This window comes from Echinicola arenosa, from assembly GCF_014841125.1.
GTDB lineage: Bacteria > Bacteroidota > Bacteroidia > Cytophagales > Cyclobacteriaceae > Echinicola > Echinicola arenosa.
Genome location: NZ_JACYTQ010000001.1, coordinates 1,120,419 through 1,142,764, shown reverse-complemented (window position 1 = coordinate 1,142,764; position 22,346 = coordinate 1,120,419). Strand labels below are relative to the sequence as shown.

Annotated in this window: 22 protein-coding genes and 2 tRNA genes; 9 read left to right on the top strand and 15 right to left on the bottom strand. The window is 40.9% G+C overall.

Annotated elements, in window-relative coordinates:
• Window positions 1-62: 62 nt before the first annotated feature.
• On the top strand, window positions 63-1,331 hold the full coding sequence (locus IFO69_RS04305; protein WP_192008646.1) for a PepSY-associated TM helix domain-containing protein: 1,269 nt from the start codon (window positions 63-65) through the stop codon (window positions 1,329-1,331).
• A gap of 139 nt (window positions 1,332-1,470) precedes the next feature.
• Here IFO69_RS04305 and IFO69_RS04300 read toward each other — a convergent pair whose 3' ends face one another.
• The 5 genes from IFO69_RS04300 to IFO69_RS04280 all read right to left on the bottom strand — a co-directional run bounded on the left by IFO69_RS04300 (window position 1,471) and on the right by IFO69_RS04280 (window position 9,119).
• The gene (locus IFO69_RS04300; RefSeq protein WP_192008644.1) at window positions 1,471-2,295 is read right to left on the bottom strand and encodes a Cof-type HAD-IIB family hydrolase; all 825 of its coding nucleotides are present in this window, start codon (window positions 2,293-2,295) and stop codon (window positions 1,471-1,473) included.
• A gap of 20 nt (window positions 2,296-2,315) precedes the next feature.
• The gene (locus IFO69_RS04295) at window positions 2,316-2,591 is read right to left on the bottom strand and encodes a hypothetical protein (protein WP_192008642.1); all 276 of its coding nucleotides are present in this window, start codon (window positions 2,589-2,591) and stop codon (window positions 2,316-2,318) included.
• Between the two features lie 64 nt (window positions 2,592-2,655).
• Window positions 2,656-2,985, bottom strand: coding sequence for a hypothetical protein (locus IFO69_RS04290; protein ID WP_225443978.1), 330 nt, complete (start codon window positions 2,983-2,985; stop codon window positions 2,656-2,658).
• A gap of 165 nt (window positions 2,986-3,150) precedes the next feature.
• On the bottom strand, window positions 3,151-4,173 hold the full coding sequence (locus IFO69_RS04285; RefSeq protein ID WP_192008638.1) for a PorP/SprF family type IX secretion system membrane protein: 1,023 nt from the start codon (window positions 4,171-4,173) through the stop codon (window positions 3,151-3,153).
• Window positions 4,173-9,119: a PKD domain-containing protein gene (locus IFO69_RS04280; RefSeq protein WP_192008636.1), complete on the bottom strand. Its 4,947-nt coding sequence runs from the start codon at window positions 9,117-9,119 to the stop codon at window positions 4,173-4,175. Before IFO69_RS04280 ends, IFO69_RS04285 begins: the two co-directional genes overlap by 1 nt.
• 272 nt (window positions 9,120-9,391) lie before the next feature.
• Here IFO69_RS04280 and IFO69_RS04275 point away from each other — a divergent pair, with 272 nt between their 5' ends.
• From IFO69_RS04275 to IFO69_RS04265, 3 genes are all read left to right on the top strand, one after another.
• A complete protein-coding gene (locus IFO69_RS04275) occupies window positions 9,392-11,536 on the top strand; it encodes an FUSC family membrane protein (RefSeq protein ID WP_192008634.1) in 2,145 nt (714 codons plus the stop codon).
• Window positions 11,537-11,601: 65 nt separating this feature from the next.
• Window positions 11,602-12,729 carry a Gfo/Idh/MocA family protein gene (locus IFO69_RS04270; protein ID WP_225443977.1) on the top strand — a complete coding sequence of 376 codons (1,128 nt, stop codon included), beginning with the start codon at window positions 11,602-11,604 and terminating at the stop codon, window positions 12,727-12,729.
• Between the two features lie 161 nt (window positions 12,730-12,890).
• Complete coding sequence (locus IFO69_RS04265; protein ID WP_192008632.1) at window positions 12,891-13,151, top strand: hypothetical protein; 261 nt, start codon at window positions 12,891-12,893, stop codon at window positions 13,149-13,151.
• 742 nt (window positions 13,152-13,893) lie between these two features.
• Here IFO69_RS04265 and IFO69_RS21580 read toward each other — a convergent pair.
• From IFO69_RS21580 to IFO69_RS04235, 6 genes are all read right to left on the bottom strand, one after another.
• On the bottom strand, window positions 13,894-14,076 hold the full coding sequence (locus IFO69_RS21580; RefSeq protein WP_225443976.1) for a GIY-YIG nuclease family protein: 183 nt from the start codon (window positions 14,074-14,076) through the stop codon (window positions 13,894-13,896).
• A gap of 117 nt (window positions 14,077-14,193) precedes the next feature.
• Window positions 14,194-14,260: transfer RNA gene (locus IFO69_RS04255), tRNA-Leu, on the bottom strand.
• On the bottom strand, window positions 14,246-14,503 hold the full coding sequence (locus IFO69_RS04250) for a GIY-YIG nuclease family protein (protein WP_192008630.1): 258 nt from the start codon (window positions 14,501-14,503) through the stop codon (window positions 14,246-14,248). The genes IFO69_RS04255 and IFO69_RS04250 overlap by 15 nt, the downstream gene beginning before the upstream one ends.
• A gap of 39 nt (window positions 14,504-14,542) precedes the next feature.
• Window positions 14,543-14,616, bottom strand: a tRNA-Ala gene (locus IFO69_RS04245).
• A 134-nt stretch (window positions 14,617-14,750) separates the two neighbouring features.
• Window positions 14,751-15,371, bottom strand: coding sequence for a recombination mediator RecR (recR, locus tag IFO69_RS04240; RefSeq protein ID WP_192008628.1), 621 nt, complete (start codon window positions 15,369-15,371; stop codon window positions 14,751-14,753).
• Between the two features lie 11 nt (window positions 15,372-15,382).
• The gene (locus IFO69_RS04235; RefSeq protein WP_192008626.1) at window positions 15,383-15,676 is read right to left on the bottom strand and encodes an ATP-dependent Clp protease adaptor ClpS; all 294 of its coding nucleotides are present in this window, start codon (window positions 15,674-15,676) and stop codon (window positions 15,383-15,385) included.
• Between the two features lie 53 nt (window positions 15,677-15,729).
• Between IFO69_RS04235 and IFO69_RS04230 the strand changes: the two genes are divergently transcribed.
• Complete coding sequence (locus tag IFO69_RS04230) at window positions 15,730-17,175, top strand: sodium:solute symporter (protein WP_192008624.1); 1,446 nt, start codon at window positions 15,730-15,732, stop codon at window positions 17,173-17,175.
• An 11-nt stretch (window positions 17,176-17,186) separates the two neighbouring features.
• On the opposite strand, the gene IFO69_RS04225 is transcribed toward IFO69_RS04230, so the two are convergent.
• The 3 genes from IFO69_RS04225 to IFO69_RS04215 all read right to left on the bottom strand — a co-directional run bounded on the left by IFO69_RS04225 (window position 17,187) and on the right by IFO69_RS04215 (window position 18,967).
• Window positions 17,187-17,555 carry a helix-turn-helix domain-containing protein gene (locus IFO69_RS04225; RefSeq protein ID WP_192008622.1) on the bottom strand — a complete coding sequence of 123 codons (369 nt, stop codon included), beginning with the start codon at window positions 17,553-17,555 and terminating at the stop codon, window positions 17,187-17,189.
• Window positions 17,556-17,754: 199 nt separating this feature from the next.
• A complete protein-coding gene (locus IFO69_RS04220; RefSeq protein WP_192008620.1) occupies window positions 17,755-18,099 on the bottom strand; it encodes an MGMT family protein in 345 nt (114 codons plus the stop codon).
• Window positions 18,089-18,967, bottom strand: coding sequence for a mechanosensitive ion channel family protein (locus tag IFO69_RS04215; protein WP_192008618.1), 879 nt, complete (start codon window positions 18,965-18,967; stop codon window positions 18,089-18,091). Before IFO69_RS04215 ends, IFO69_RS04220 begins: the two co-directional genes overlap by 11 nt.
• Before the next feature lie 83 nt (window positions 18,968-19,050).
• Between IFO69_RS04215 and IFO69_RS04210 the strand changes: the two genes are divergently transcribed.
• The 4 genes from IFO69_RS04210 (at window position 19,051) to IFO69_RS04195 (ending at window position 21,664) form a co-directional block, all read left to right on the top strand.
• On the top strand, window positions 19,051-19,731 hold the full coding sequence (locus tag IFO69_RS04210) for an SDR family NAD(P)-dependent oxidoreductase (RefSeq protein ID WP_192008616.1): 681 nt from the start codon (window positions 19,051-19,053) through the stop codon (window positions 19,729-19,731).
• Between the two features lie 13 nt (window positions 19,732-19,744).
• Window positions 19,745-20,443, top strand: coding sequence for a head GIN domain-containing protein (locus tag IFO69_RS04205; RefSeq protein ID WP_192008614.1), 699 nt, complete (start codon window positions 19,745-19,747; stop codon window positions 20,441-20,443).
• A gap of 4 nt (window positions 20,444-20,447) precedes the next feature.
• Window positions 20,448-20,921 (top strand): hypothetical protein, encoded by a 474-nt coding sequence (locus IFO69_RS04200; RefSeq protein ID WP_192008612.1) that lies wholly within the window; start codon window positions 20,448-20,450, stop codon window positions 20,919-20,921.
• 281 nt (window positions 20,922-21,202) lie between these two features.
• Window positions 21,203-21,664: a hypothetical protein gene (locus IFO69_RS04195; protein ID WP_225443975.1), complete on the top strand. Its 462-nt coding sequence runs from the start codon at window positions 21,203-21,205 to the stop codon at window positions 21,662-21,664.
• Window positions 21,665-21,676: 12 nt separating this feature from the next.
• Here the strand turns inward: IFO69_RS04195 and IFO69_RS04190 are convergent, their stop codons facing one another.
• Window positions 21,677-22,096, bottom strand: coding sequence for an META domain-containing protein (locus IFO69_RS04190; protein ID WP_192008610.1), 420 nt, complete (start codon window positions 22,094-22,096; stop codon window positions 21,677-21,679).
• Window positions 22,097-22,346 lie beyond the last annotated feature (250 nt).

Here is a 22,346-nt window from a genome sequence, read left to right as displayed (position 1 = left end):
TAATTTCTTTTTCCAACTGAAATAAATGATCCCCTTCTCAAACCATAACTAAGTTCAATAAGATGAAGACGAAAAAGAAAAAGACCAATTGGCAAAAGGTCAGGAAGTTCTTTAATGATATCCACCTTTGGGTAGGACTGGCTGGAGCCTTAGTGCTCATTCCGATTTGTTTATCAGGAACTATTTATGTTTACAATACTGAACTGCAGGAAATGTTCAGTTCTCATCTTCATTGGATCGAAAAGGAGGAGGGGCAAAGTAAGTTGACTGTTGAGGAAATGCTGAATAAATTATCCAGCAAGGTGGAAGGAAATATTACAGGAGTTTCTATTCCTCATGATGAAGCAAGAACCTACGAGTTTTCTGTCAGGGAAGAAGGGAGTCGAAGCCGGTTTGGTACAACTTATTACATAAACCCGTACAATGGCGCAATTGTAGGTAATTCGGAGGAGAAAAACTCTATAGCCGGATTTATGCGGGATATGTTCAGTCTGCATCGATGGTTGTTGTTGGACAAAATTGAGGAACCACTGTTTGAGGGTTTGGAAAATAGGAAATTGGGAAGTTATATTTCGGGAACAGCAACCATTTTATTTACCATAGGCTTGATCACCGGAATAGTAATTTGGTTTCCCCAAAAGCTGAAAAGCTGGAAGCAGGGCTTGAAGTTAAAGTTAAACGGTAGCTGGAAAAGAGCCAACCATGATTTGCATAATACATTGGCTTTTTATTCCTTTTTATTTCTTTTGGTCATGGGCTTGACGGGCCCACAGTGGTCTTTCCCATGGTACCGTACAGGACTTCAGAAGGCTTTGGGGACTTATCAAGCTCCTTCATCAAGAGGAGGAGATCATGGTCGTCCTACTCAACCCAACAGAGAAGATAAGTCTGATGAAATACAGGTAGAATCCCCTTCCTTTTTGGCATTTGAAGAGTATATCCTGGCGGCGGATAAAAGCCTTCCGTATAAAGGAGATTACCGGATCAGTATTCCACAAGATGCAAATAGTAAAATAGATATATCCAAAAGTAAAGTGGGTTTCTTTGCCCCAGCTGCTGGTGATAGGGTAAGTCTGGATCCTGAGACGGCAGAGGTAACTGATGTTCAGATTTTTTCCGACCAACCCTTTAACCAGAGAGTGGCCAGATCCATTAAAGCACTGCATATCGGTTCCGTTTATGGAGGATTTACAAAGCTACTTTACTTTATTTCCTGCTTGATTGCAACAAGCTTACCGGTTACAGGTACCTTGATTTGGATTAATAAAATGAAGAAAAAGCCGAGAAGAAAGAAGCCAGTAGTGAAAAAGGAGGCTTTAGTGACTTCCTGAGTTTTGATTTTGGATAGATGTTTTTAATGGTGCCTGTTTGAGAATTTTTATCACTAAGAAAACATCTTAAAAAGTAAAAGGCCATTACATTATTTTTTGTAATGGCCTTTTACTTTTTTAAACACTTGCTAGAAGATGATCAAAGTAAATATTTTTCGATCATTAGTGCCACGCCATCCTCGGTGTTTTTGGCTGTGATTTCATTGGCTACTGATTTGACTTCTTCTCGGGCATTGGCCACAGCCACCCCATGTCCCACTGCATCCAGCATTTCTATATCATTGTAATTGTCACCAAAGGCCATTACTTCTGACATTTTAATGCTGTATTTCTGGTTAAGAAGTAATGCAAGGGCACTGGCTTTAGAGATTGCTTTAGGCGCAATTTCGATATAAGTGTCTTTGGATCTATAAAGGTGGAGATCTTCATTTTTTTCCAGTTCCAAAACTCTAAAGATGTGATCTATTTGCTCAGCTGGCCCCATACACATGACTTTGTGGGCACCGGCCTTTCTGCTGTTCCAGTCATCATGAACTTCTTGCCAAGGGCGAATCAAGGGTTTGACTTTAGTACTGGTGATTTCTCGGTCAGTCCAAAAATCTTCTTGTGGGGCATACCATTCATCTTCATGGTAGACACTGACATGGATGTCTGTTCCAGCAGACAAATCAGCAATATGATGGCAAATATCCAATGGGATTTTGACCGTGTCCAATAACTCGAAGTCATCCTTTGTGCCATTAAAGTGGATCACATATCCTCCATTATAACAAATCATAGGGTTTTTGAGCCTATCCATGGTAGCTTGTAAATGTCTCATGGCACTGGGCATTCTGGAAGAAGCCAATATAACCGGAAAATCATCAGGAAGCTGTTTTATAGCTTTGATGGTTCTTTCAGAGATTTCTCTGTTTTTGTTCAATAAAGTACCGTCAATATCGGTACATATTGCTTTGATGTTCATGAATTAACTTGTTCAATATTTTATGAAAAACCGAAATCACTTGCCCTGTGTCCGCTTGAAAAGAAGCTGAGCCCAACCAAACTTATAAACAGGAAAGTAAGCACTACAGCGATTGCATAAACAATTAAAGCGGCTTTGGCATAATTGGCTTTGCTTTCAGGTGTGTTTTTATCCACTGCCCAGATAATAAGCATGATAAACCCAATAAATGGAATACTGGTGACTATCAGGGTGATGATCCAGTCTCCTACTGAAACCGGGGGCTGGTAGTTGGATTGGGGCGCATTATAATTCATGTTTCGGTTGTTAATGGTAAAAATAATAGATTAAACCTTAAGGCTTTCTTATAAATCTGTGAGTCTATTGTTTGTCAACAAGACTCGCCACCTCGAATGTGTAATTACTTTGATAAATGGTTTGGGATGGGATTTGTTCGTTGGTCTTAATGATGAACACTTCTATCTCATAATAATCTTCACTTTCGGAAGCCTCAATGTATGTCTTTGCACATTTTCTGGCAATGTTGGCTTCATTCTCATAAAGCTCGGGTAGTTTGCCATCAAACAGCTTAAGCTCTATTCTACTGCTGTCGTTGCTAAAGTCCTTTTGGAAGTGGGACTCAATCCTGGAAAAACCGCCAATGGCCATCACCTCCCCTTGCCCCTTGAACATGCTTGAATTGGCTATCATTTCGAAGATTTTCTCAGGATTACAACTACAGCTAGTAAGTAAGAAGCAACTGCATATGAGTATTAAGTAGGGGAGTTTGGTAACTTTCATAGTGTTTGAGGTTCTATTCAAAGTTAACCTAAAATGTGAAAAGTTAAAATTGGGCCATTCAATCCAAATCGACTTTTACATCATATAATAGAAACAGTCGTTGATTCTGGATCTTCTATTTCTATCCCTAGGGTTGCCCCAGAGGAATAAATAGCGCAGGGATATTTCATGTGCACCTTTGGTCTGACTCCCAATATTGGACAGCATAAAATCATAGCTGTAGCCAATCACAATGCCCGATTCCAATTTGATTCCCAATAGAAATATTAAAGAATCATGATTGGCGTTTCCCCGTGTTCCTGGGATTCCGCGGTAGCTTAGTCCTCCAATAACGGATCCATAGAGCAATTGGGTGCCGATGTCCAATTGCTTAAAGGGCCCCTGTTGCTTGTAACTGGCCATAACGGTAGCTTGATTATCAAATTTTGAACCGAAATAATCATTTGCTCCCAAAGGAAAATTGATCCCTCCATGGCCTCCCCATTTAACAGGAAGTGTGCCCAAAGACTCATCGGGATAGAAGCTCAATCCAGGTTGATTGATATGGTGAGCTGCGGCTCCTAAAAAGAAATATTCATTATGCACCAAGGCTCCAAATGAAAGGTCAAGATAATTATAAGGTTCAAAGTCTGGAACATCATCCAAAGTGACCGGATTGATGTTCTGGGCAAAGATGTCAATCTGGTCACCAAAAACAAGGTTGTCCAGTACAGCACTTCGCTGAACGATAGCGGCTTGCCCACCAAAGCGAAAGACCCAATCCTCAGCCAGTTGTAGTTTGTAGGAATAAAAAAAGGAAATGTCGCTGGTTTTGATTTTCATATTGGACTCTTGGAAACTGTTGATCGCTACCCCAAAGCCGCTTTTAAGGTCATAGCTGTAATGGTCGAAGTAAGCAGAATACGCTGTAAAATCATTGGAAAGCCCTGGCCATTGTTTGCGATAGTTGGCTCCAGCTCGGGATAATTCTGTGGCTCCGGCCATGGCAGGGTTGAGGTACAGTGGTGCGGCATAAAACTGAGAATATTGAAAGTCCTGAGCTATGCCGGCACTGAGCAGTATAAAAGTAAACCATATGGTCAGTAGTGCTTTTTTCATTATTTTAGAAGTAAAAAGACATCAGTAACAGACTTTTGCCTGTTGTCCATTGTACTGTAGTTGAGCTTGTATACATAGTTGCCCGGCTGAGCAGGAACACCGTTTATCGTGCCATCCCACCCTTCTGAATTAAGGTCATCCGTAAAAAAGATGATTTCTCCCCATTTATTATAAATCCAGAATTCCAGTGATTTGACCAAGGTAAATTTTGGAAAGAATTGATCATTGATGCCATCGCTATTGGGAGTGAAAACATTGGGTACAGCAATAAAATGATCGCTAACTTCTAGGGTAAGCTGTTTCGTGGAAGTACATCCATAAACATCTATGATATTCAATGTCGTGGTATAGGTTCCGGGGCTACTGTATTGATGGATGGGATTTTGCTCTGCGCTGGAACTGCCATCCCCAAAGTCCCAAAAGACCGAGGCAATATTTCCGGAAGAGAGGTTTTGAAAAGAAACATCAAAATTCACCAAATGGGAATTGAACTCCGCAAAACTGTCTGAGTTGGCTTCAGCATCTACCACTGTTGGGGGATTTTCTATGGTGAAGGATTCTGTATAGAAACATCCGTTACCGTCGACAATTTCTACTGAGAATAGGCCGGATTGATCGGTACGCATCAATAAACCATTGTTGCTCACTTCCCCTGCCGACCAATTGATCGAATAGGGTGGAATTCCTCCTGTGACAAAGAGTTCTATTTCTTCAGTTACTTGACTTTGCTCACAGGAAATTTCAACGACCCTTCTATCGATTACTGAGATAGCTGGTGGTCTTTTGACTTCAAATTGTTGCACATAGGTACAGCCAGCAGCATCAATGACCGTAGCGAGATATTGTCCTGCAGGTATATTCAAGATTTCTTGATCTGTTGATCCGTGGTCCCAGCTAAAGCTATAGGGAGGTGTTCCTCCAGAAATGCCAATGCTTATACTTCCACTTTGCGGATTGTCACAATCAGTAGCATCTATGACTTGGGACTCCATAATAAGAGGTGCGGGTTCAAGGATATTGAATTCTTGCCTGATCTGGCAGCCATCATCCAACTCTAAAGTGACTCCATAACTGCCTGATGCGAGGTTGAATAGGTTTTCAAGTTCTGATCCATGGTCCCACCTGATCGTATATCTTTGGCCATCTTGCTCCAAATTAAGACTAATGCTTCCATCTTGCTGGCCAAAACATGAAATAGACTGCACTTCTGGGTTGATCTGAAATATGTCAGCGTCCAAAATCGTGATCTCTTCGATTTTTGTACATCCTACTTGATCTGTCACCGTAGCAGTATAAGTCCCAGGGCCAAGATTTTCAAAGGCCAGTTCATCAGAACCAAAATTCCAGGATAATTGATAAGGAGCTACTCCTCCTTGGATGTTGAGGGCCAAACTTCCATCATTGGCGCCGTAACAACTGATGTCTTCTTTAGTATAGTCGATTTCTAAAGTGGCGGCAGGTTCCGTAATGCTGATTGGCCCTAAGCTGGCAGGACAGTTGGAGCCATTAAATACGGTCAGGAAATATTCTCCAGCTGGAATATTGCTTAGATTTTGGGTGGCCGCACCGAAAAGTTGTCCGTCTTTTTCCCACTCATAGGTATAGGGGATATTGGTGTTTCCCCCACTGATGTCAATGTTGATCGCGCCGGAGGCTTCGCCTGCACAAAGTATTTGAATGGCTTCTGATAAGCTGATATTTACTCCGGAAGGTTCTTCCAGAATATATTCGATGGTCATTGCGCAGCTTGAACCATCTCTTATGGTTAAGTTATAAGTTCCGGCCACTAGACCATCAATGACAGCATCAGAAGAAGTAAAGCCATTTGGTCCAGTCCAGTCAAAGGTGTAAGTGCCATTTCCACCAGATGGATTGATTTGGATGGCTCCGTCTGCTGCTCCAACACAGGAGATAGGGTAACCGCTAAAGTCTGAAATCTGCTCAGTTACTGTGATTGGAGGGTTTACTGTGATGGAATAGGATGAAGTGTTTCCTGAACAATTCCCTTGAGACTCAGCTGAGCTGCTTACGGTGTAGATTATTTCGACAGGAATTCCTGTCGGGTTAATTATCTGTTGAGCGGGGATGGTGTTGCTTTCTCCAGAAAGAACCAACCCATCTAAGCCATTGGCCTCAGCTGTCCAGGTGAAGGTAGCGTCATCTATGTTGCTGGAAATGTTGATAGCTTGGGTTTGTTCACCGGAGCAGATTACCTGGGTGGGAGAAGAGTCAAAATTGATCACTGCTGAAGGAATGACTTCTACGGTTAATTGGAAAGATGGACCTGTACAACCATCCAATTCCGGAATGATCAAGTAATTGACACTTTCAGAAGTGTTGCCTGAATTGATCAAAGTCTGTTCGATAGTAGGCGAAGGATTTGATTGATTGGAAGACCCAGAAATATTGTCTCCTCCCAATGCTGTCCAAGTATAGGTAGTGCCTGAAATTTGCTCCTCGGGTACAAAGTTGAAAGGTTCCCCATTACAAACTGAGATTGTATCATTGCTGTATTCCAGGCTAGGGTTAACGGTGATTGTATAGACGGCAGGCTGAACGTTGCAGGAACCTTGTTCTGTAGCAATTATGATGGCCGTGTAAGTGACTTCCACTGGGGACCGGGTGGGGTTGATAAGGGTTTGAGATGGGATTTCCGTACTTCCAGAGGTAGCTCCACCTGTAATGGGACCATAATCTGCGCTCCACTCCAGCGTAGTCCCGGGGGAAGAAGTTAAGGTCACAGCTTCAGAAATTCCTCCTGAACAAATTATTTGATCACCTAAAGAAAACTCAATAATGGGTGCAGGTTCTACGTTGATATTTACCGTATCTTCGGCACTGCATCCTGTTTCATTGTCTGTGATGATCAGGGTGTAGGTGCTGTTTGCACTCGGGCTTACAGAAGGATTGGCAATGTTGGGAGGACTTATAAGGTCATTTCCCGAGCTGAACCATCTGTAGCTATAATTTCCTGAATCCAATGCTGCTCCCATAAGTGTTATGGTTTCCCCATTACAAATGGTGCTGTCTTGACCTGCTTCAGCGATTGGCGGCGCATTATATGCAAAATTGACAGTATCCCTCACCACGCCACATCCAGAAGTAACAGCGAGAATTACAGACTTTTCACCAGGTGTGTCAAATGTAATCAAGCCAGGGTCTCTCAGGGTAGAGCTTGCTGGTGTTCCGCCAATAAATGTCCAAAGGTAGGTGGGTTCACTCGGGTCGCAGAGGTCTATACTAGCCTGAGGATTGAATTGTGAAGGCTCGCAAATATTCGCAATAGAAGCAATGTTTACAATTGGTGGTGCATAAACACTGATCTCTTTTTCATCTGTAAATGTCCCACAACTGGTGGTAGTACTTAGGGTAATCGTGTATTTACCAGGACCGATAAAGTTAAATGTTGGGCTTAAGGAATTTGCTCCGCTACCTTCTCCAAAAGCCCAGTCTGCGCTAGTTCCGCAGAAATCCCTTTGGTACCTTACGGTCCAATTGTAAACAGTCGAATCTCCGCAGCTTTCATCTACGATGGAGTTGTTGGTAGTATTGACGGTTAGTGGTCCGCAGCCTTCCAAGATGTCCGCTTCAAACGTAATATTTGGAATGGCGGTGACACAAATGGTTTTTACTTCCTCATTAATACCACAGCGGTTGCCTGTGATCAATTTAACAGTATAGGTGCCAGGTTCAGAGAAGATAGGGTAGATCAGTTCTGATCCATTCATCCAAGAGTTGGGTGCATTGGGGTTGGGTTGATTGCCTAAGTTCCCGGAAGATAATTCCCAGCCTGTCTCAGGAGTGATTTGCCAGACGAATTTTCCAAAATCCTCACACTGTCCATTATTGCTCACTTCTCCCCCAAATTCTGTAAGATTCTGAATACGTACAGGGCTTTCAACGCATACAGGTTCTTCTGGTGCCGAAAATTCTGGATCTGGGGCCTCAGATACGTAAATAGGAGAAACCACTGCTGATGAAGCAGAACAGGGGTTGGAAGCGGTGATCTTTACTGAGTAGGAATTGGGAAAGTCACCACTATTTACACCGCAAGAAGATTCTTCAAAGGTATGGGTTACTTCTGCTGGAGGGGGGTGATTATAAGTCTCTATGGGAGACCCGTCTGAATAATCAACGGTATAAACGGTGCCTTCAGGGTTGTTTTCGGTTCCTGTTATGGGGAAGGAAAGTGTTTGCCCCCCACATACGTTCGTGTTACCCGGGTTGCCCAAACCGACTGCAGGGTTGGATCCCACAAATATTCCGTACTCTTCTGTGGCAGTACAGCCATTTGAGCCAGTTACAGAATAGGTGATTCTATAAATGCCGATTGGATAGGCATGAGAAAGTTCGGACCAGGCCGATCCCGTAAATTTTTCAGAACCATCCCCCCAGTCAAGTTCATAGGATACATTGGTGTCTTGGGTAGTGGATTGGTTGTAAAAGATAAATTCAGAATCATTGTTTTCACAAATGATAATATATTGCAGGTCATCAAAGTCAACACCGTTTTGTTCACTTCCCACGGCAAGGGAAGGGGCCTGATTGAGCGTGATGTCTTTGGTGATCGTGCTTTGACTTCCATCTGGCTCGGTGGCGGTAAGTGATACTGTGAAGGTTTGTGTGGAGGTGCCTGGATCTCCAATAAAGCTGTGGAAAGGATGCTCTTCCGTAGAAAGGTTGTTGTTACCTGAGTTTTCATCACCAAAATTCCACTCAAAGGTCAAGCTGTCTCCTGTGGAAAGATTAGTGAAGTTAATGTCCGTGTAGCTACAGGTAATGGAAGTATCAAATTCAAAATCCGCAATGGGAACCAATCTCAAATCATCAGAAAGCCTTGATGGTTGTAATAAATCTGTAAAGGAAAAATTGTTAGCAAGGGCAAGAACAGCACCCATTATTAGCATCAAAAACACGATGAAAAAGAAGGGGAGCCTGTGGTTCATAAAAAATAAAATTTAGAAATAGCGCAGATCAATGGTTTGGTTAATTTAACGCTAAATCTCAAATAATCAATGTTAAAATATATTTTTTTAATTTTAAAATACCTTTTTATGTATATGTATATTGTTTTAGTAAGCGTTTAGAATTCTCAGGTTTTCAAAATCACTAGGCGTTGAAATGGCTTCACTCTCAGATTGATTTATTTGTGTTTTAATCGCTCTCTTTACTAATATTTTAATCTTCCTTTTTTAAATTGACGCTGTAAATTTTTGAGATGGCATATTTAAAACCTGTAGCGCTAAAGAGTTTTATTTTAGGTCAGTATTTCACTGATGGTGTAAAGATGACCCTTGGGGTGTTACTCCCAGCAGTAGTGTTTTCATTTTTGGGAGACTTTAGAACAGGAATAAGTATTTCTTTAGGGGCTTTTCTGGTAAGTATTTCAGATAGCACAGGCCCTACAGAACATAGAAGGGTTGGGATGTTGGCCAGTTGTGGTTTTGTCTTTTTAAGTGCCCTGATTACAGGGATTCTCAATTTTAGCACCTTGTTGTTGGCCATTGAAATTCCATTGTTTTGTTTCATCTTCGCCATGTTTACAGTGTATGGAGTCCGTGCTTCCTCCGTTGGGGCAGCGGCTTTGCTAGCCATGGCCATTTCTATGGATTCCAACAAAACAGAAGCTGCCTTTTGGGTTTATGCCTTGATGGTATTGGCAGGAGGGCTGTGGTATACGGCATTGAGTCTTTCCATAATGGAAATCCGGCCTTACAGGGTTGCACAGCAGGCATTAGGGGAAAGTATCTTGAAGGTGGCCGCTTTTCTTAACCTAAAGGCCAATTTTTATGCGAAACAGGTAGATATTGAAAGTAATTTTCAAAAGCTGGCGACCACCCAGATAGCCGTAAATGAGCATCAGGACAATGTACGTGAGATGTTGTACAAGACCAGGGTAAGAGTAGGGGAGTCTATCAAGTCTGGCCAACTGCTCTTGGTGATCTTCGTGGATACCTTGGATATTTTTGAGCAAATGATGTCCACCCATTATGATTACAAAACCCTAAGACAGCTGTACGGACATCATGGGGTTTTGGAGGATATGGGGAAGGCAATTAAAATGATTGCAAATGAGCTTTCCCGCTTGGGCTATGCACTGATCAATAATGAAAAGCCCCGGAAAAAGCAGCCTAAAGAAGCTGTTTTGACAGAGCTTCGATCCAAAATTGAAGAGATGGAAAGCCAAGGGGTGAAATGTTTGATGTTGAGGAAAATACTTTCCAATATACGTACCATCAGCACCCGTGTGGATAATATCTATAATTATTTTTATGAGGAAAAGTTGACATTTATTTCCCAAACTCGAGAAGAAAGCTTATCAAAATTCGTAGGGCATCAAAGCTTTTCATTTAAGATAATCCTTGACAACCTGAGTTTGGAGTCCAATGTTTTTCGCCATGCAATAAGGCTAGCTGTTACCTGTTTGGTTGGCTTTTTGATTTCTCTACAGCTTTCCTTGGGAAATCACAGTTATTGGGTGGTTTTGACCATTTTGGTGATCTTGAGACCGGGATTTAGCCTGACCAAACAGCGGAATACGGAAAGGATTTTGGGAACGCTGATCGGAGGAGTGACGGGTGTTCTGATTCTTTATCTGGTGGATGATTTTACCGTTCGCTTTGTTTTTCTTGTATTATTTATGGTTTTGGCTTATTCTTTTTTAAGGATTAGATACATTCTTGCCGTGGTATTTATGACACCGTTTATTTTCATCGTTTATGGGTTTCTCTATCCGGAATCCAATTTTATGATTGCTCGGGAAAGAATTATTGATACCCTGGTGGGGTCCGGTTTGGCCTATTTGGCCAGCACTTACTTTCTCCCTAGCTGGGAGTATATTGGCTTTAGGCCTTTGATTATAAATGTGCTTAAAGCAAATTTGGAATATTTCGCACAGATTGTCAGCCGCTTTGAGGAGGAGAAGTTTGATGAGATATCCTATCGTTTGGCAAGGAGAAAAGTTTACTTGCAATCGGCGAACCTTTCTGCAGCTTTTCAGCGTATGCTGGATGAACCAAAAAGTAAACAAAAACACAAACAAGAGTTACATCAGTTTGTGGTGCTAAACCATATACTGGTCTCTTGTTTTTCCACTTTGTCTTCTAGTTTGATCAGAGAAGACCTGGTGCTTTCCTCCCACGACCAAGTAGTAAGGATCAAGCGAGCTAGGAATTATTTGCTTAGGGCTTTAGAGCATTGGGGCGGTAATTATGAAGGACTTGACTTTTCGGTTTTGAATGATGAGTCTCACTTATTAAAAGAAGCAGATTCTTCCGAAACTTCATTACTGACAGAGCAGTTGCGCTTAATCAGAAAGACCTGCTCTGATTTGGAAAGGATAAGTAGAAACCTGGCAGACTAAGCTGGGTGACAAGGAAAGGCATGATAAATTCTGTTATATTGGGGCAACTAAAACCTAATTAACCTATGAAAATAACCGTATTTATTAAGTGTTTTTTTGTTTTGCTTTTTGCAAATATTATGCTAGTAAACCCATCTCTTGGCCAAGAGAAGGTCAAGTTTGCGATGGTGGGACTTTCCCATGGCCACAGTCCTTGGTTTTTTGAGTGGGGACAGCAGGAAAATATGGAGTTGGTGGGCGTTTTTGAACCCAATGAAGACTTATTGGATAAATTTCAACAACGTTATAATTTGAAAGGCGACCTGCTTTTTACTGATCTGGAAGAAATGCTAACAAAAAAGAAGCCTGATGGCATTTTAGTATTTGGCCCCATTTATCATCATTTGCAGGCTGTGGAGCTCGCAGCACCGTTGGGGATTCATGTGATGGTGGAAAAGCCCTTGGCCACGACACTTGCGGATGCGGAAAAAATGAAAGCTTTGGCCATTAAACATCATATTCACCTACTGGTGGACTATGAAACTTCTTGGTATCCAACGACAGAACAAACTTTCCGTTTTTTTAATAAACCACAGACAGCATATGGGGACATCAGGAAAATGGTTTTCCATCATGGCCATGAGGGGCCAAAAGAAATTGGTGTTGGACCGGAGTTTTTGGAATGGCTGACAGATCCTGTGAAAAATGGTGGGGGAGCTTTGGTAGACTTTGGCTGTTATGGAGCTAATATCATGACCTATTTGATGCATGGTGAAAGTCCAGTTGCAGTCACTGCAGTCACCAAAACATACAAACCGGAAACATATCCAAAAGTGGATGATGAGGCGACCATTATCGTGGACTATCAGGATGCCCAAGGTATTATCCAAGCCTCTTGGAATTGGCCTTTTGGAAGGAAGGATATGGAAGTTTATGGTGTGAAAGGTTATGTCATCACCAAGGATGATACAGAATTGAGGTATCGCACTAAGGGTAATGGGGAAGTGGTCGAACAGATCAACCAAGAGGACTTGGGCTTAGTCAGCAATCCTTTTGAATATTTCAAACAAGTAATAAAAGGAGAATTGGTTCCTCCTCCATTTAGCCCTTATACTTTGGAAAATAATATGCGGGTCATGGAGATTCTTGAAGCCGCCAAGGAATCTGCTAAAAGAGGAGAAAAAGTGATGTTGAAGAATGATGCTGTCCACTGATTTTTGAGGGTGATGTTTATAAGAAGATGTGATGATATAAAATGGTGATAAATAGGTTTTTTGAAGAATTTTTTGTAAATAATGATAATGTAAATGAGTGTGGATTAGAATATTATTCTTTTTCACTTTCTATGGATAACAACCTTTTAACCCAAAATGCCATGTTAGATAAACTTAATGTTGCCCAGAGTAAAATAGCGGTAAGCCCTGAAAGTCACAGGCGAATCAGGATTATTGCAGGATGTGTAAAGGTGATAGCTTTTTTGATTTTTATTTCCCCTTATATTTTACGGATGACAGACAATGCTTCCATCAATGAGTTTTTTCATTTGACGCTAGGGAGTATGGGGGTCTCCTTATTTTTGATGCTGGCTGCTGAATTATCAGTGGCACTCATAGAGCCAGGAAGATTTGATGGGTAGGGAGAAATGAGAATTAATTGAGTAAAAAATAAAAAAGGCAAGCTGATCAGCTTGCCTTTTTGGTAGAGTTAGCTATACTAAAATATTTGATGGAGAATTTGAAATCGCTAAGTTGGACTTTATGTGCGAAATTAAGTTACAGGTGTTGCTTTAGGAGTTGTAGCCACAATTAAGACAGGAGGCCAAGATGATTTAATAAGATTAAAAAACCAAAGAATAAAAAGAAGATGTTAAATAACAAAATGAAATAATCGTTTTTTCCGCACAGTTTAGTAATGATTTGAGGGAAGCGATTCTTACATTATGAAAGTCGGTCAAACTGTCCCGACGGGTTATTAGCAAAATGATACCTCAAGTTGCTGTCTCAAAAGCCTCATCCTTACTTTCTAAAAGGGGTGTTCCCTTATAGCAGTCTTGGGGATACCTTGGGGTCTAGTAGTATATACGTTTCCTTTTGGCTATTTTCCCAGAAATCATGGTATTTTTCCGATAAGGAAAGGCTTTGAATATCGATTGGAAACGATATAGAATTTGATTATAATTTGAAGCTTACGATAGAGATTAAAATAGTTTCAATTGCTTTATGTTTTTTTAGAAAAGCGTAAATTCCCCTGTCATCTGATTATTGTTTGCCACCGAACTCCAACCCCTTCCCGCATTCTTACCTGTTTGTTCGTTGGGTACTTTCTTCTTTTTAAATTAAGTGAATAGGCCTTGCGACTAGGCGGGGAGTCCGGGATGCTCAACTGGTCATAAAAACGGTCGTCGAAAAGCCATTCGATGTACTTCCTGCTTTTTTCTTTTTGATTTCATATTCTCTTTTGAGTGCAGCTGTCCGATCTTCGTATTCTTCGAAATACCTGATTTCCCAATGTGGGGCTCCAGACTTTGTTGAAGGTGTCAGTCCTTGATTGTGATGATACAACCGTCCCTCCAAATCCTAGGTGCTACCTGTATAGTATTTTTTTGTCTTTAGAGAATATGAAATATAAACGTAATACATAGCAAAAATAGAAAAGGCCCGCAAATTTGCGAGCCTTCGTGGAGAATATCGGATTCGAACCGATGACCTTCCCGACAGTTGTCGGGACGCTCTAGCCAATAGAGCCTTGGTCGAAAAGCCATTCGATGTACTTCCTGCTTTTTTTCTTTTTGATTTCATATTCTCTTTTGAGCGCAGCTGTCCGATCTTCGTATTCTTCGAAGTACCTGATTTCCCAATGTGGGGCTCCAGACTTTGTTGAAAGTGTCAGTCCTTGATTGTGATGATACAACCGTCCCTCCAAATCCTGTGTGCTACCTGTGTAGTATTTTTTTGTCTTTGGAGAATATAAAATATAAACGTAATACATAGCAAAAATAGAAAAGGCCCGCAAATTTGCGAGCCTTCGTGGAGAATATCGGATTCGAACCGATGACCTCTACACTGCCAGTGTAGCGCTCTAGCCAACTGAGCTAATCCCCCATTTTCTTTTTGGACTTCAACCGATGACCTTCCCGACAGTTGTCGCGCTCTAACAATGCCGATAACTATCGGGATAATGCCCCTTTATGAGGGCACAAATATAGGATGGGGATTTTTTTGAAACAAGGATTTTTTTATTCTATTGAATAATTTACCCGGGTCAGGATACTTCTGCCCAAAGTAACCTCATCAGTATATTCCAGTTCGCCACCGATGGGGATGCCTCTGGCAATGGTGCTGACCTTGACTCCTTTTTCTTTTAGCTTTCGGGTAATATAAAAAGAAGTGGTGTCGCCTTCCATGGTGGATGGCAGCGCCAAAATAACTTCATTCACTGGTTCGCCCGAATGGGGCTGTTCAATGCGCTGCATTAGGGAATCGATTTTCAATTCCTCGGGGCCTATGCCTTGAATGGGAGAGATCACCCCACCAAGCACATGGTACAAGCCATTATATTGGGAGGTATTTTCTATGGCCAATACATCAGGAATATCTTCCACTATACAAATCAGTCCTTTATCCCTCCTTGCTCCTTGACATACACTACATACTTCTTGATCTGAAATGTTATGACAGACCTTACAGTATTTGGTGTCTTTTCGAAGTTTGGTAATGGCTTCGGTAAGGTTTTCAGAAATGGCTTCGGGTTGCTTGAGCAGGTGTAATGCCAGTCTTAGGGCAGTTTTTTTGCCTATACCGGGCAATCTGCTGATTTCATTGACCGCATCTTCAATAAGTTTGGAAGGGAAGTTCACCGGGAAAGGGATTAAACGATGGCTGCCTGGATACCAGCATCCAGAATGGATTGGCACATTGGCTTTAGTTGCTTTTTACTGCCTTTTTTGACAGCACACTTGCCTTTGTAATGAATGATGAGGGTGCACTGTTCTGCTTGTTCTTGGCTGTGCTTGCAGACCTTGATCAGGACTTTAGTGACATGCTCAAACGTATTGATGTCATCATTAAACACCACCAAGTCATGCTCTTCAGTATCCACCAAATCTTCCAGTAAGATTTCGATTTCTTCTTCTACAGTATGTTCTAATGGTTGCATGCTCATTTTGCAAAGTTAATAATTATAAACAAATTAGCAGCCTTTATTATCAGCACTCTATGGATTCAAATTTAATACTCCTCGTAATAACTTCCTATTTCCTGTTATTGTTCATTATTTCCTGGTTAACCTCTAGAAAAGTGTCACAGGATACTTTTTTCACAGGAGACAGACAATCTCCGTGGTTTTTGGTGGCCTTTGGGATGATTGGAGCCTCTTTATCAGGGGTGACCTTTATCTCGGTGCCTGGGGAAGTGGGGAGCAGTAATTTCTATTATTTCCAGGTGGTGATGGGCTATACGCTTGGCTATCTTACGATTGCCAAGGTGCTTTTGCCGCTCTATTATAGGATGAACTTAATTTCTATTTACGCTTATTTGGAAGATAGGTTTGGCTTTTGGTCCTATAAAACAGGAGCTTTTTTCTTTATCCTTTCCCGGACATTGGGTTCTTCCATCAGGGTTTTTCTAGTGGCAGGAGTGCTACAGCTGATTTTGTTTGACGATTGGGGAATTCCTTTTTGGGGCTCTGTATTGATCACGGTTTCATTGATATGGCTCTACACACATAGGGGAGGGATCAAGACAGTCGTCTGGACGGATACTTTGCAAACTTTGTTTATGCTCATGGCCGTAGGGACAAGTATCTATTTGGTGGGCCAGGACTTGGGGATAGATGGTGCAGGAGGATTATTGGGCCGTGCTTTTGCAGATAGTCGATCTAAGATATTCAATTGGGACTGGCAGGCTGGCACCAACTTCTTTAAGCAATTTGCTTCTGGTGCTTTTATCACCATTGTCATGACAGGCCTAGATCAGGACATGATGCAGAAAAACCTTACTTGTAAGAATATTGGTGATGCACAGAAAAACATGTTTTGGTTTACGATTATCCTAGTGGTGGTTAACTTATGTTTTTTGGTACTTGGTGTGTTGCTTTACCAATATTGCGAAGTCAATCAGATTACTTTGCCGGCACGGACAGATGATCTTTATCCCATGCTCGCCACTGAGCATTTCAGTATGTTTGCAGGAACGGTCTTTGTGTTAGGGATCATTGCTGCTGCCTACTCCAGCGCCGATTCTACCTTGACTGCACTGACCACTTCATTTTGCTATGATTTTCTGGAGATAGAAAAAAGATACCCGCAAGAAAAGCGCTCGGGAATTCGCAAACGGGTCCATTTGGTCTTTACAGGGATTATGTTTTTGGTGATCCTGGCCTTTAGGTGGATCAATGATCAAAGTGTCATCAATGCTGTTTTTATCATCGCAGGCTATACTTATGGTCCATTATTGGGATTGTACAGCTTTGGCTTGTTTACCAAAAGAAAAGTAAAGGACAAACTGGTTCCTTTTATCGCGCTGGCAGCTCCCGTTATCGCATTTATCCTCAGCAGTAATTCGGAAGCATGGCTTTGGGGTTACCGTTTTGGTTTTGAAATTCTAATATTAAATGGTGCCCTGATGTTTGTAGGCCTTTTGATTTGGAGTGAAAAAAAATAAGAGGAGAAATACTAAACTTCTCCTCTTTCAATTAGGGTATTCAACTTTCTTAATCTTTTTAGTTGGTTTTCCAAAGTTTCCATTGATCCATCCAATTTGATGAGAACAGAAAAACTGTTGCTGCTGCTGGAGTCACCATGAACACCATTTGAGCTGATTCTTGGTGAACCATTAATCAATTCCTGAACTTCCACATCGTAAAGTTTGGAAAGCTTGATCGCATCGTCCATTTTGAGATTGGATCTGCCTTGTTCATATCTTGAATAGGCGGTGTAATCTTTCTTGCCGAGGTAATCTGCAATATACTCTTGGGTAAAGCCGCGAAGGACACGGTATTTTCTTAAATTCTCGGCAATGTGCTGTTTTAATTCTCTTTCCATTTTAATCAAGGTTTCTAATTCTGAAAATCATATCGCAAAAAGCGTACACTTTTTTCAGGATAAATACTTAACACCAAAAACAGGTTATTAATTCCCTTTATTTATCGCTTTAGGTTTTTTTTACTAAAATATACATACGTAAAAAACGTTAATAAAGGATGAAATATTGGTGACATACTCCCTAAATTTCAACAGAAAGTTAAAGCTCAAGTCTTAATTCTTCATTAGGATCCCAAAATACCTTGTTAAAATCCATGATTTTATCGTTCTCCACTTTTATGCCTTCTTTTTCTAGCTGTTCCTGCATTCTTTCTGGTGGGGAAAAATGGTGTTTTCCAGTAAGCATTCCTGATCTATTGACTACCCTGTGAGCGGGTACATCATCCATTGTGTGGGCTGCATTCATGGCATACCCCACGGTTCTGGCACCACTTTTAGCTCCTAAGTAGTTGGCAATGGCTCCGTAGGAGGTAGCTCGTCCCCTCGGAATAAGCCTTACTACCTGGTAGACCAGGTCAAAAAAGTTTTCTTTATCAGTTTTCACGGGCAATTTCAATGATGGTTTGATTGATCAGTCTTTTGATTTCTTTTTCGTTTGTCTTATTGGTGGTGGTCAAAAGAAATTGACATTTGAATTTGATGGCTTCCCTTAAAATTTCCATGGTCTTGAGGGTGAAGCTGTCTTTTTGAATATGTTGATTGAAGGAAGAGGCTGCCATTCTGAGCTTTTTCTCAATGTCATTGACTTCCAGGGATTGACTGATTTTCATTTCAAATTCAAAAGTGAGCTTCTTATTGTTTTGTTTGGAATGGTTAATGACCTGGGAGGTCAAAATCAGGCTGTTGGGAATCATGACCAAATCTGCGTCCTCATTGACCAAAACCATGTTGAGTAGGGTGACATCTTTGATACGGCCCTGCTGGTCTCCTATTTTTACCATGTCACCTAAAGAAAGTTGGTCAGAGAACATAATGATCAGTCCGTTGATCATATTGGTGATATAGTCTTTGGAAAGCAAGGCAATGGCTGCAGCGACAATAGTGATGCTAGTGAAAAAGTCAATAGGTTTGATACCAAATAAAAACATCATGGAAATGACCAATACGGCTACATTGAGGATGCTGGCAATATGGTTGATCCCAAGGACAAAATTACTTCTGAATGGGTCTTGGCCTTTTCTTCTAAGGTAAAACCTAACGGTAATGATTCTTCCCAATGAAATTAGTATGTGACTACTCAATAGGAAAGTGGCAGCTTTTAAAACATCATCAATGTTAGGTATATGATAGATCAGGTTTTGCGAAATCTTGTTTTCAAATACCTTAAGAAGAATGAAAGACAAAACCTTAAAAAAGAAAAGTAGTCTATTTCTCTTTTCCCGCTCTCTAATTTCTGTTTTTTCCGTTGTCATGTTGGATTCGAAAATAAAATCTTAATTTTAAGATTGTACTTTTTTCATCAATACTAGATAAAAAAATATAACCATAAAACAATATGAATAGAAATATCATCATTACGGGCGCAGCAGGAAATTTAGGGACGGCAGTTGTGGAAAAGTTTACTCGGGAAGGGTTCAAGGTGATCTCAACTGTGGCTCCAGGAAAGCGTGAAGAAATGGAGGAAGCCAATGATGTCTATGAATTGGACGTAACAGATGAAGCGCAAGTGGCTGAATTTGCCAAAGAATATGCGATTCAATATGGTGGAGAACTCGAGGCCATTGCCTGTTTGGTAGGTGGGTTTGGAATGGGAGACTTGGAAAATACTTCTCAGGCTGATATCGAAAAAATGATTCAGCTAAATTTCTTCAGTGCATTTAACATGACCAAGGCCTTTTTGCCAGTCTTTAAAAAATCCCAAAAGGGAACATTTTTATTTGTAGGTGCCAGGCCTGCTTTACAGCCAGCAGATGGAAAATCACTTGTGGCATACACTTTGAGTAAGGGAATGGTGATCAGTTTGGCAGATTTGGTTTCGGAAGAAATGAAAGGTACAGGAGTACGTTCGCACGTTTTTGTGCCCAGTATCATAGATACACCACCAAACCGGGAAGCCATGGCTGATCAGGATTTTTCAAAGTGGGTAAGCCCATTGGAGATTGCAGAGGCAATGCACTATGCGGTTTCAAGCCCAGCTTTGAGAAACATGACTTTCAAACTATATGGTGGAGTATAAACAATCGAGTATAATGAAAAATCAAATTAAACTTATTTTGGTATTTGCCTTAGTGGCAATCGGCTCAAAAACCCGGGCTCAGACAAGTGAGGCTTCTAGGGATTTAGGGATTTTCAATGCTGTGGAAGTTGCTAATTCCATTGAAGCGGAATTGATCAAGGGAGAAGCTTATAAGGTTGAAATTTTTGCTTCCGGTATTGATGAATCGAATATCGAAACAGAAGTAGAAGACAGGCAGTTGAAGGTGAAAATAGGTAAAGGGAGTTTTGGAAGTAATTCTGTGAAGGTGAAAATCACTTATGCAGGAGAATTGGATAAAATTGAAGCCAGTACCAGTGCCAAAATCTTTGTCAAAGATGTGATTAAAAGCAAGAACCTGACTTTGTTTGCTCAAACCAGTAGTTATTTGGAAGCCAAAGTAAATGTTTTAAAGCTTAAGCTGGAAGCCAACACCAACGGGAAATTATTTGTGGAAGGATCCACTACTGATTTAGACTTGGAAGCTTATACCAAAGCAAATATAAGCGCAGATGGGCTGGTTACAGAAAATGCGGAAGTAAGAACCAATACAGCCGCTGAATCTGTAGTCACGGTGAAGTCTTCAATAAAGGGGACTGCGGGCACTGCTGGAAAAGTTTGGTATATTGGTGATCCAGGCATGGTTGATGTTAAGACCAATACTGGAGGAGATATTGCCAGAAAGAAAAACTAACAGGATGATTAACCATTGGAAGAAAATTATATTGACCCTGCTGTTGATAGCAGGGTTTTCTTATTGGGGGCATGCTCAATCTTTTGATACTGATGAACTGGAAGTGAAATCGGTAATAGATGCCATGTTTAAAGGGCTTGAAGATAAAGATACAGCAATGATCAGAGCCGCATTTTCCGAGGGAGCCAGGCTAGAAACCATTAGTCAAAGACTCGAAGAGGTGTCCACAAGAAGCCAATCTGTGGAAGATTTTGTGAGCGGGATTGGAAAAGTTCCTGCTGAGATGGAGCTGGAAGAAAGGTTGTTGGATTATAAAATAAAAATAGATGGCCCTATGGCTGCCGTTTGGACACCTTATGCGTTTTATGTCAATGGTGAACTCAGTCATTGCGGGGTGAATTCTTTCCAGTTGGTAAAGTTCACGAAAGGTTGGAAGATAGTTTATATCATAGACACGCGGAGAAAAGAAGGCTGTTAACTTTTTCTACGTTTTTTTAATGCAACAGCAGTAATAACTGCCACCTCAAGAAATACAAAGGAAAAAGCAAAGATGACTTGTCCTTGGTCACTTTTAATGGAACCTTTGAAAAGGATGAAAAGTAGGAATACGGCGATGGCTATGATAAAGCCTGATTTTATACTCATGCCCAAATAAACGAAAAAAATACCTTCCCAGAAAACCAAGACCTTGGTAAACAGAAATTCAAATCAGGGGATTTCCTTTATATTTGAAGCTTCATTACTATTTAAGTTGCCAAAATGAACCATATCCCTTTTTCAAAGATAGAATTGCATCAAGAACTGGTCGGTCAAATCAGTGAAAAGTTGAAACTCATTTCGGACAGCATCCGTCAACTAAAGGATTCTTCTGCAGAAGATACCAAAAGTAGTGCTGGTGACAAATATGAGACGGGCAGGGAGATGATCCGGCAGGAAATGGACAAGGCAGAGAAAATGAGCTTGGAGTACAAAAGCCAGTTAGAAGTGCTTTCCAGTTTGCGTCCGGATGAATCCACTGAGCTCATTCAAAGGGGAAGTTTAGTGGTTACTGACCGCATGCCATTGTATATTTCTGTTGGATTCGGTAAGGTCAATATAAGTGGGCAAGAAGTTTTTGTGATTTCGTCACAAGCCCCACTTGCCCGGTTAATGATGGGGAAAACTGCTGGTAAGGTAATCAGCCTAAATGGAATAACTTATCATATTAAGGCTGTGCAATAGATAAACGAACTGTTATTTGCTTTGAGGGATTAGGGTCATAAGTTCTGAGGCCCCATCAAGTAAGGTGAGTTTGTCCTTGTCTACTTTGAAATTGGAAACGTTTTTTAAAGCACTCATGAATTTATCCTCACCGCCTCCAGGACATGCTTTTTTGGTCATTGCACCAGGGTCCAGATTAAGATTGGTGCCACTCAATTCGAAATCTCCACTAAAAGAATTACATCCACCGAATCCGGATAATTTGCCATCATCCATAAAGCTTAAAGAAGGAAGTGCTCCACTGAACATATCCAGCCCGCCGCCCATTAAGGAGGATAAAACCCAATTGTTGCCAGTAAGCATTTTTAATGGGTTAAGACTAGATACGGAACTACAGGAACCTAACCCTAAAAAAAGGGCAAATAGCAATGCAGAAAGTTTTAACTGTTTCATAGAAAAGTGATTTTATTTTAAATTTTATTGAGATAGTTAAAATATAAAAAAATCCTGATACTTTTTTTCGTTTTATAAAGTTAATGGAAAGAAACGTAAATAGAATATCTGAATGGGATGAAGCAATTAAAGAAATCTCAACAGGTTAATGTTGTGTTCTTTCTGTTTATTTAGAAATAAAATATTGTTTTTATTAATGATGTTTGTTGTGGATGTGGTAAAAAACGAAAGGTAGTTCTGATGATTTGTT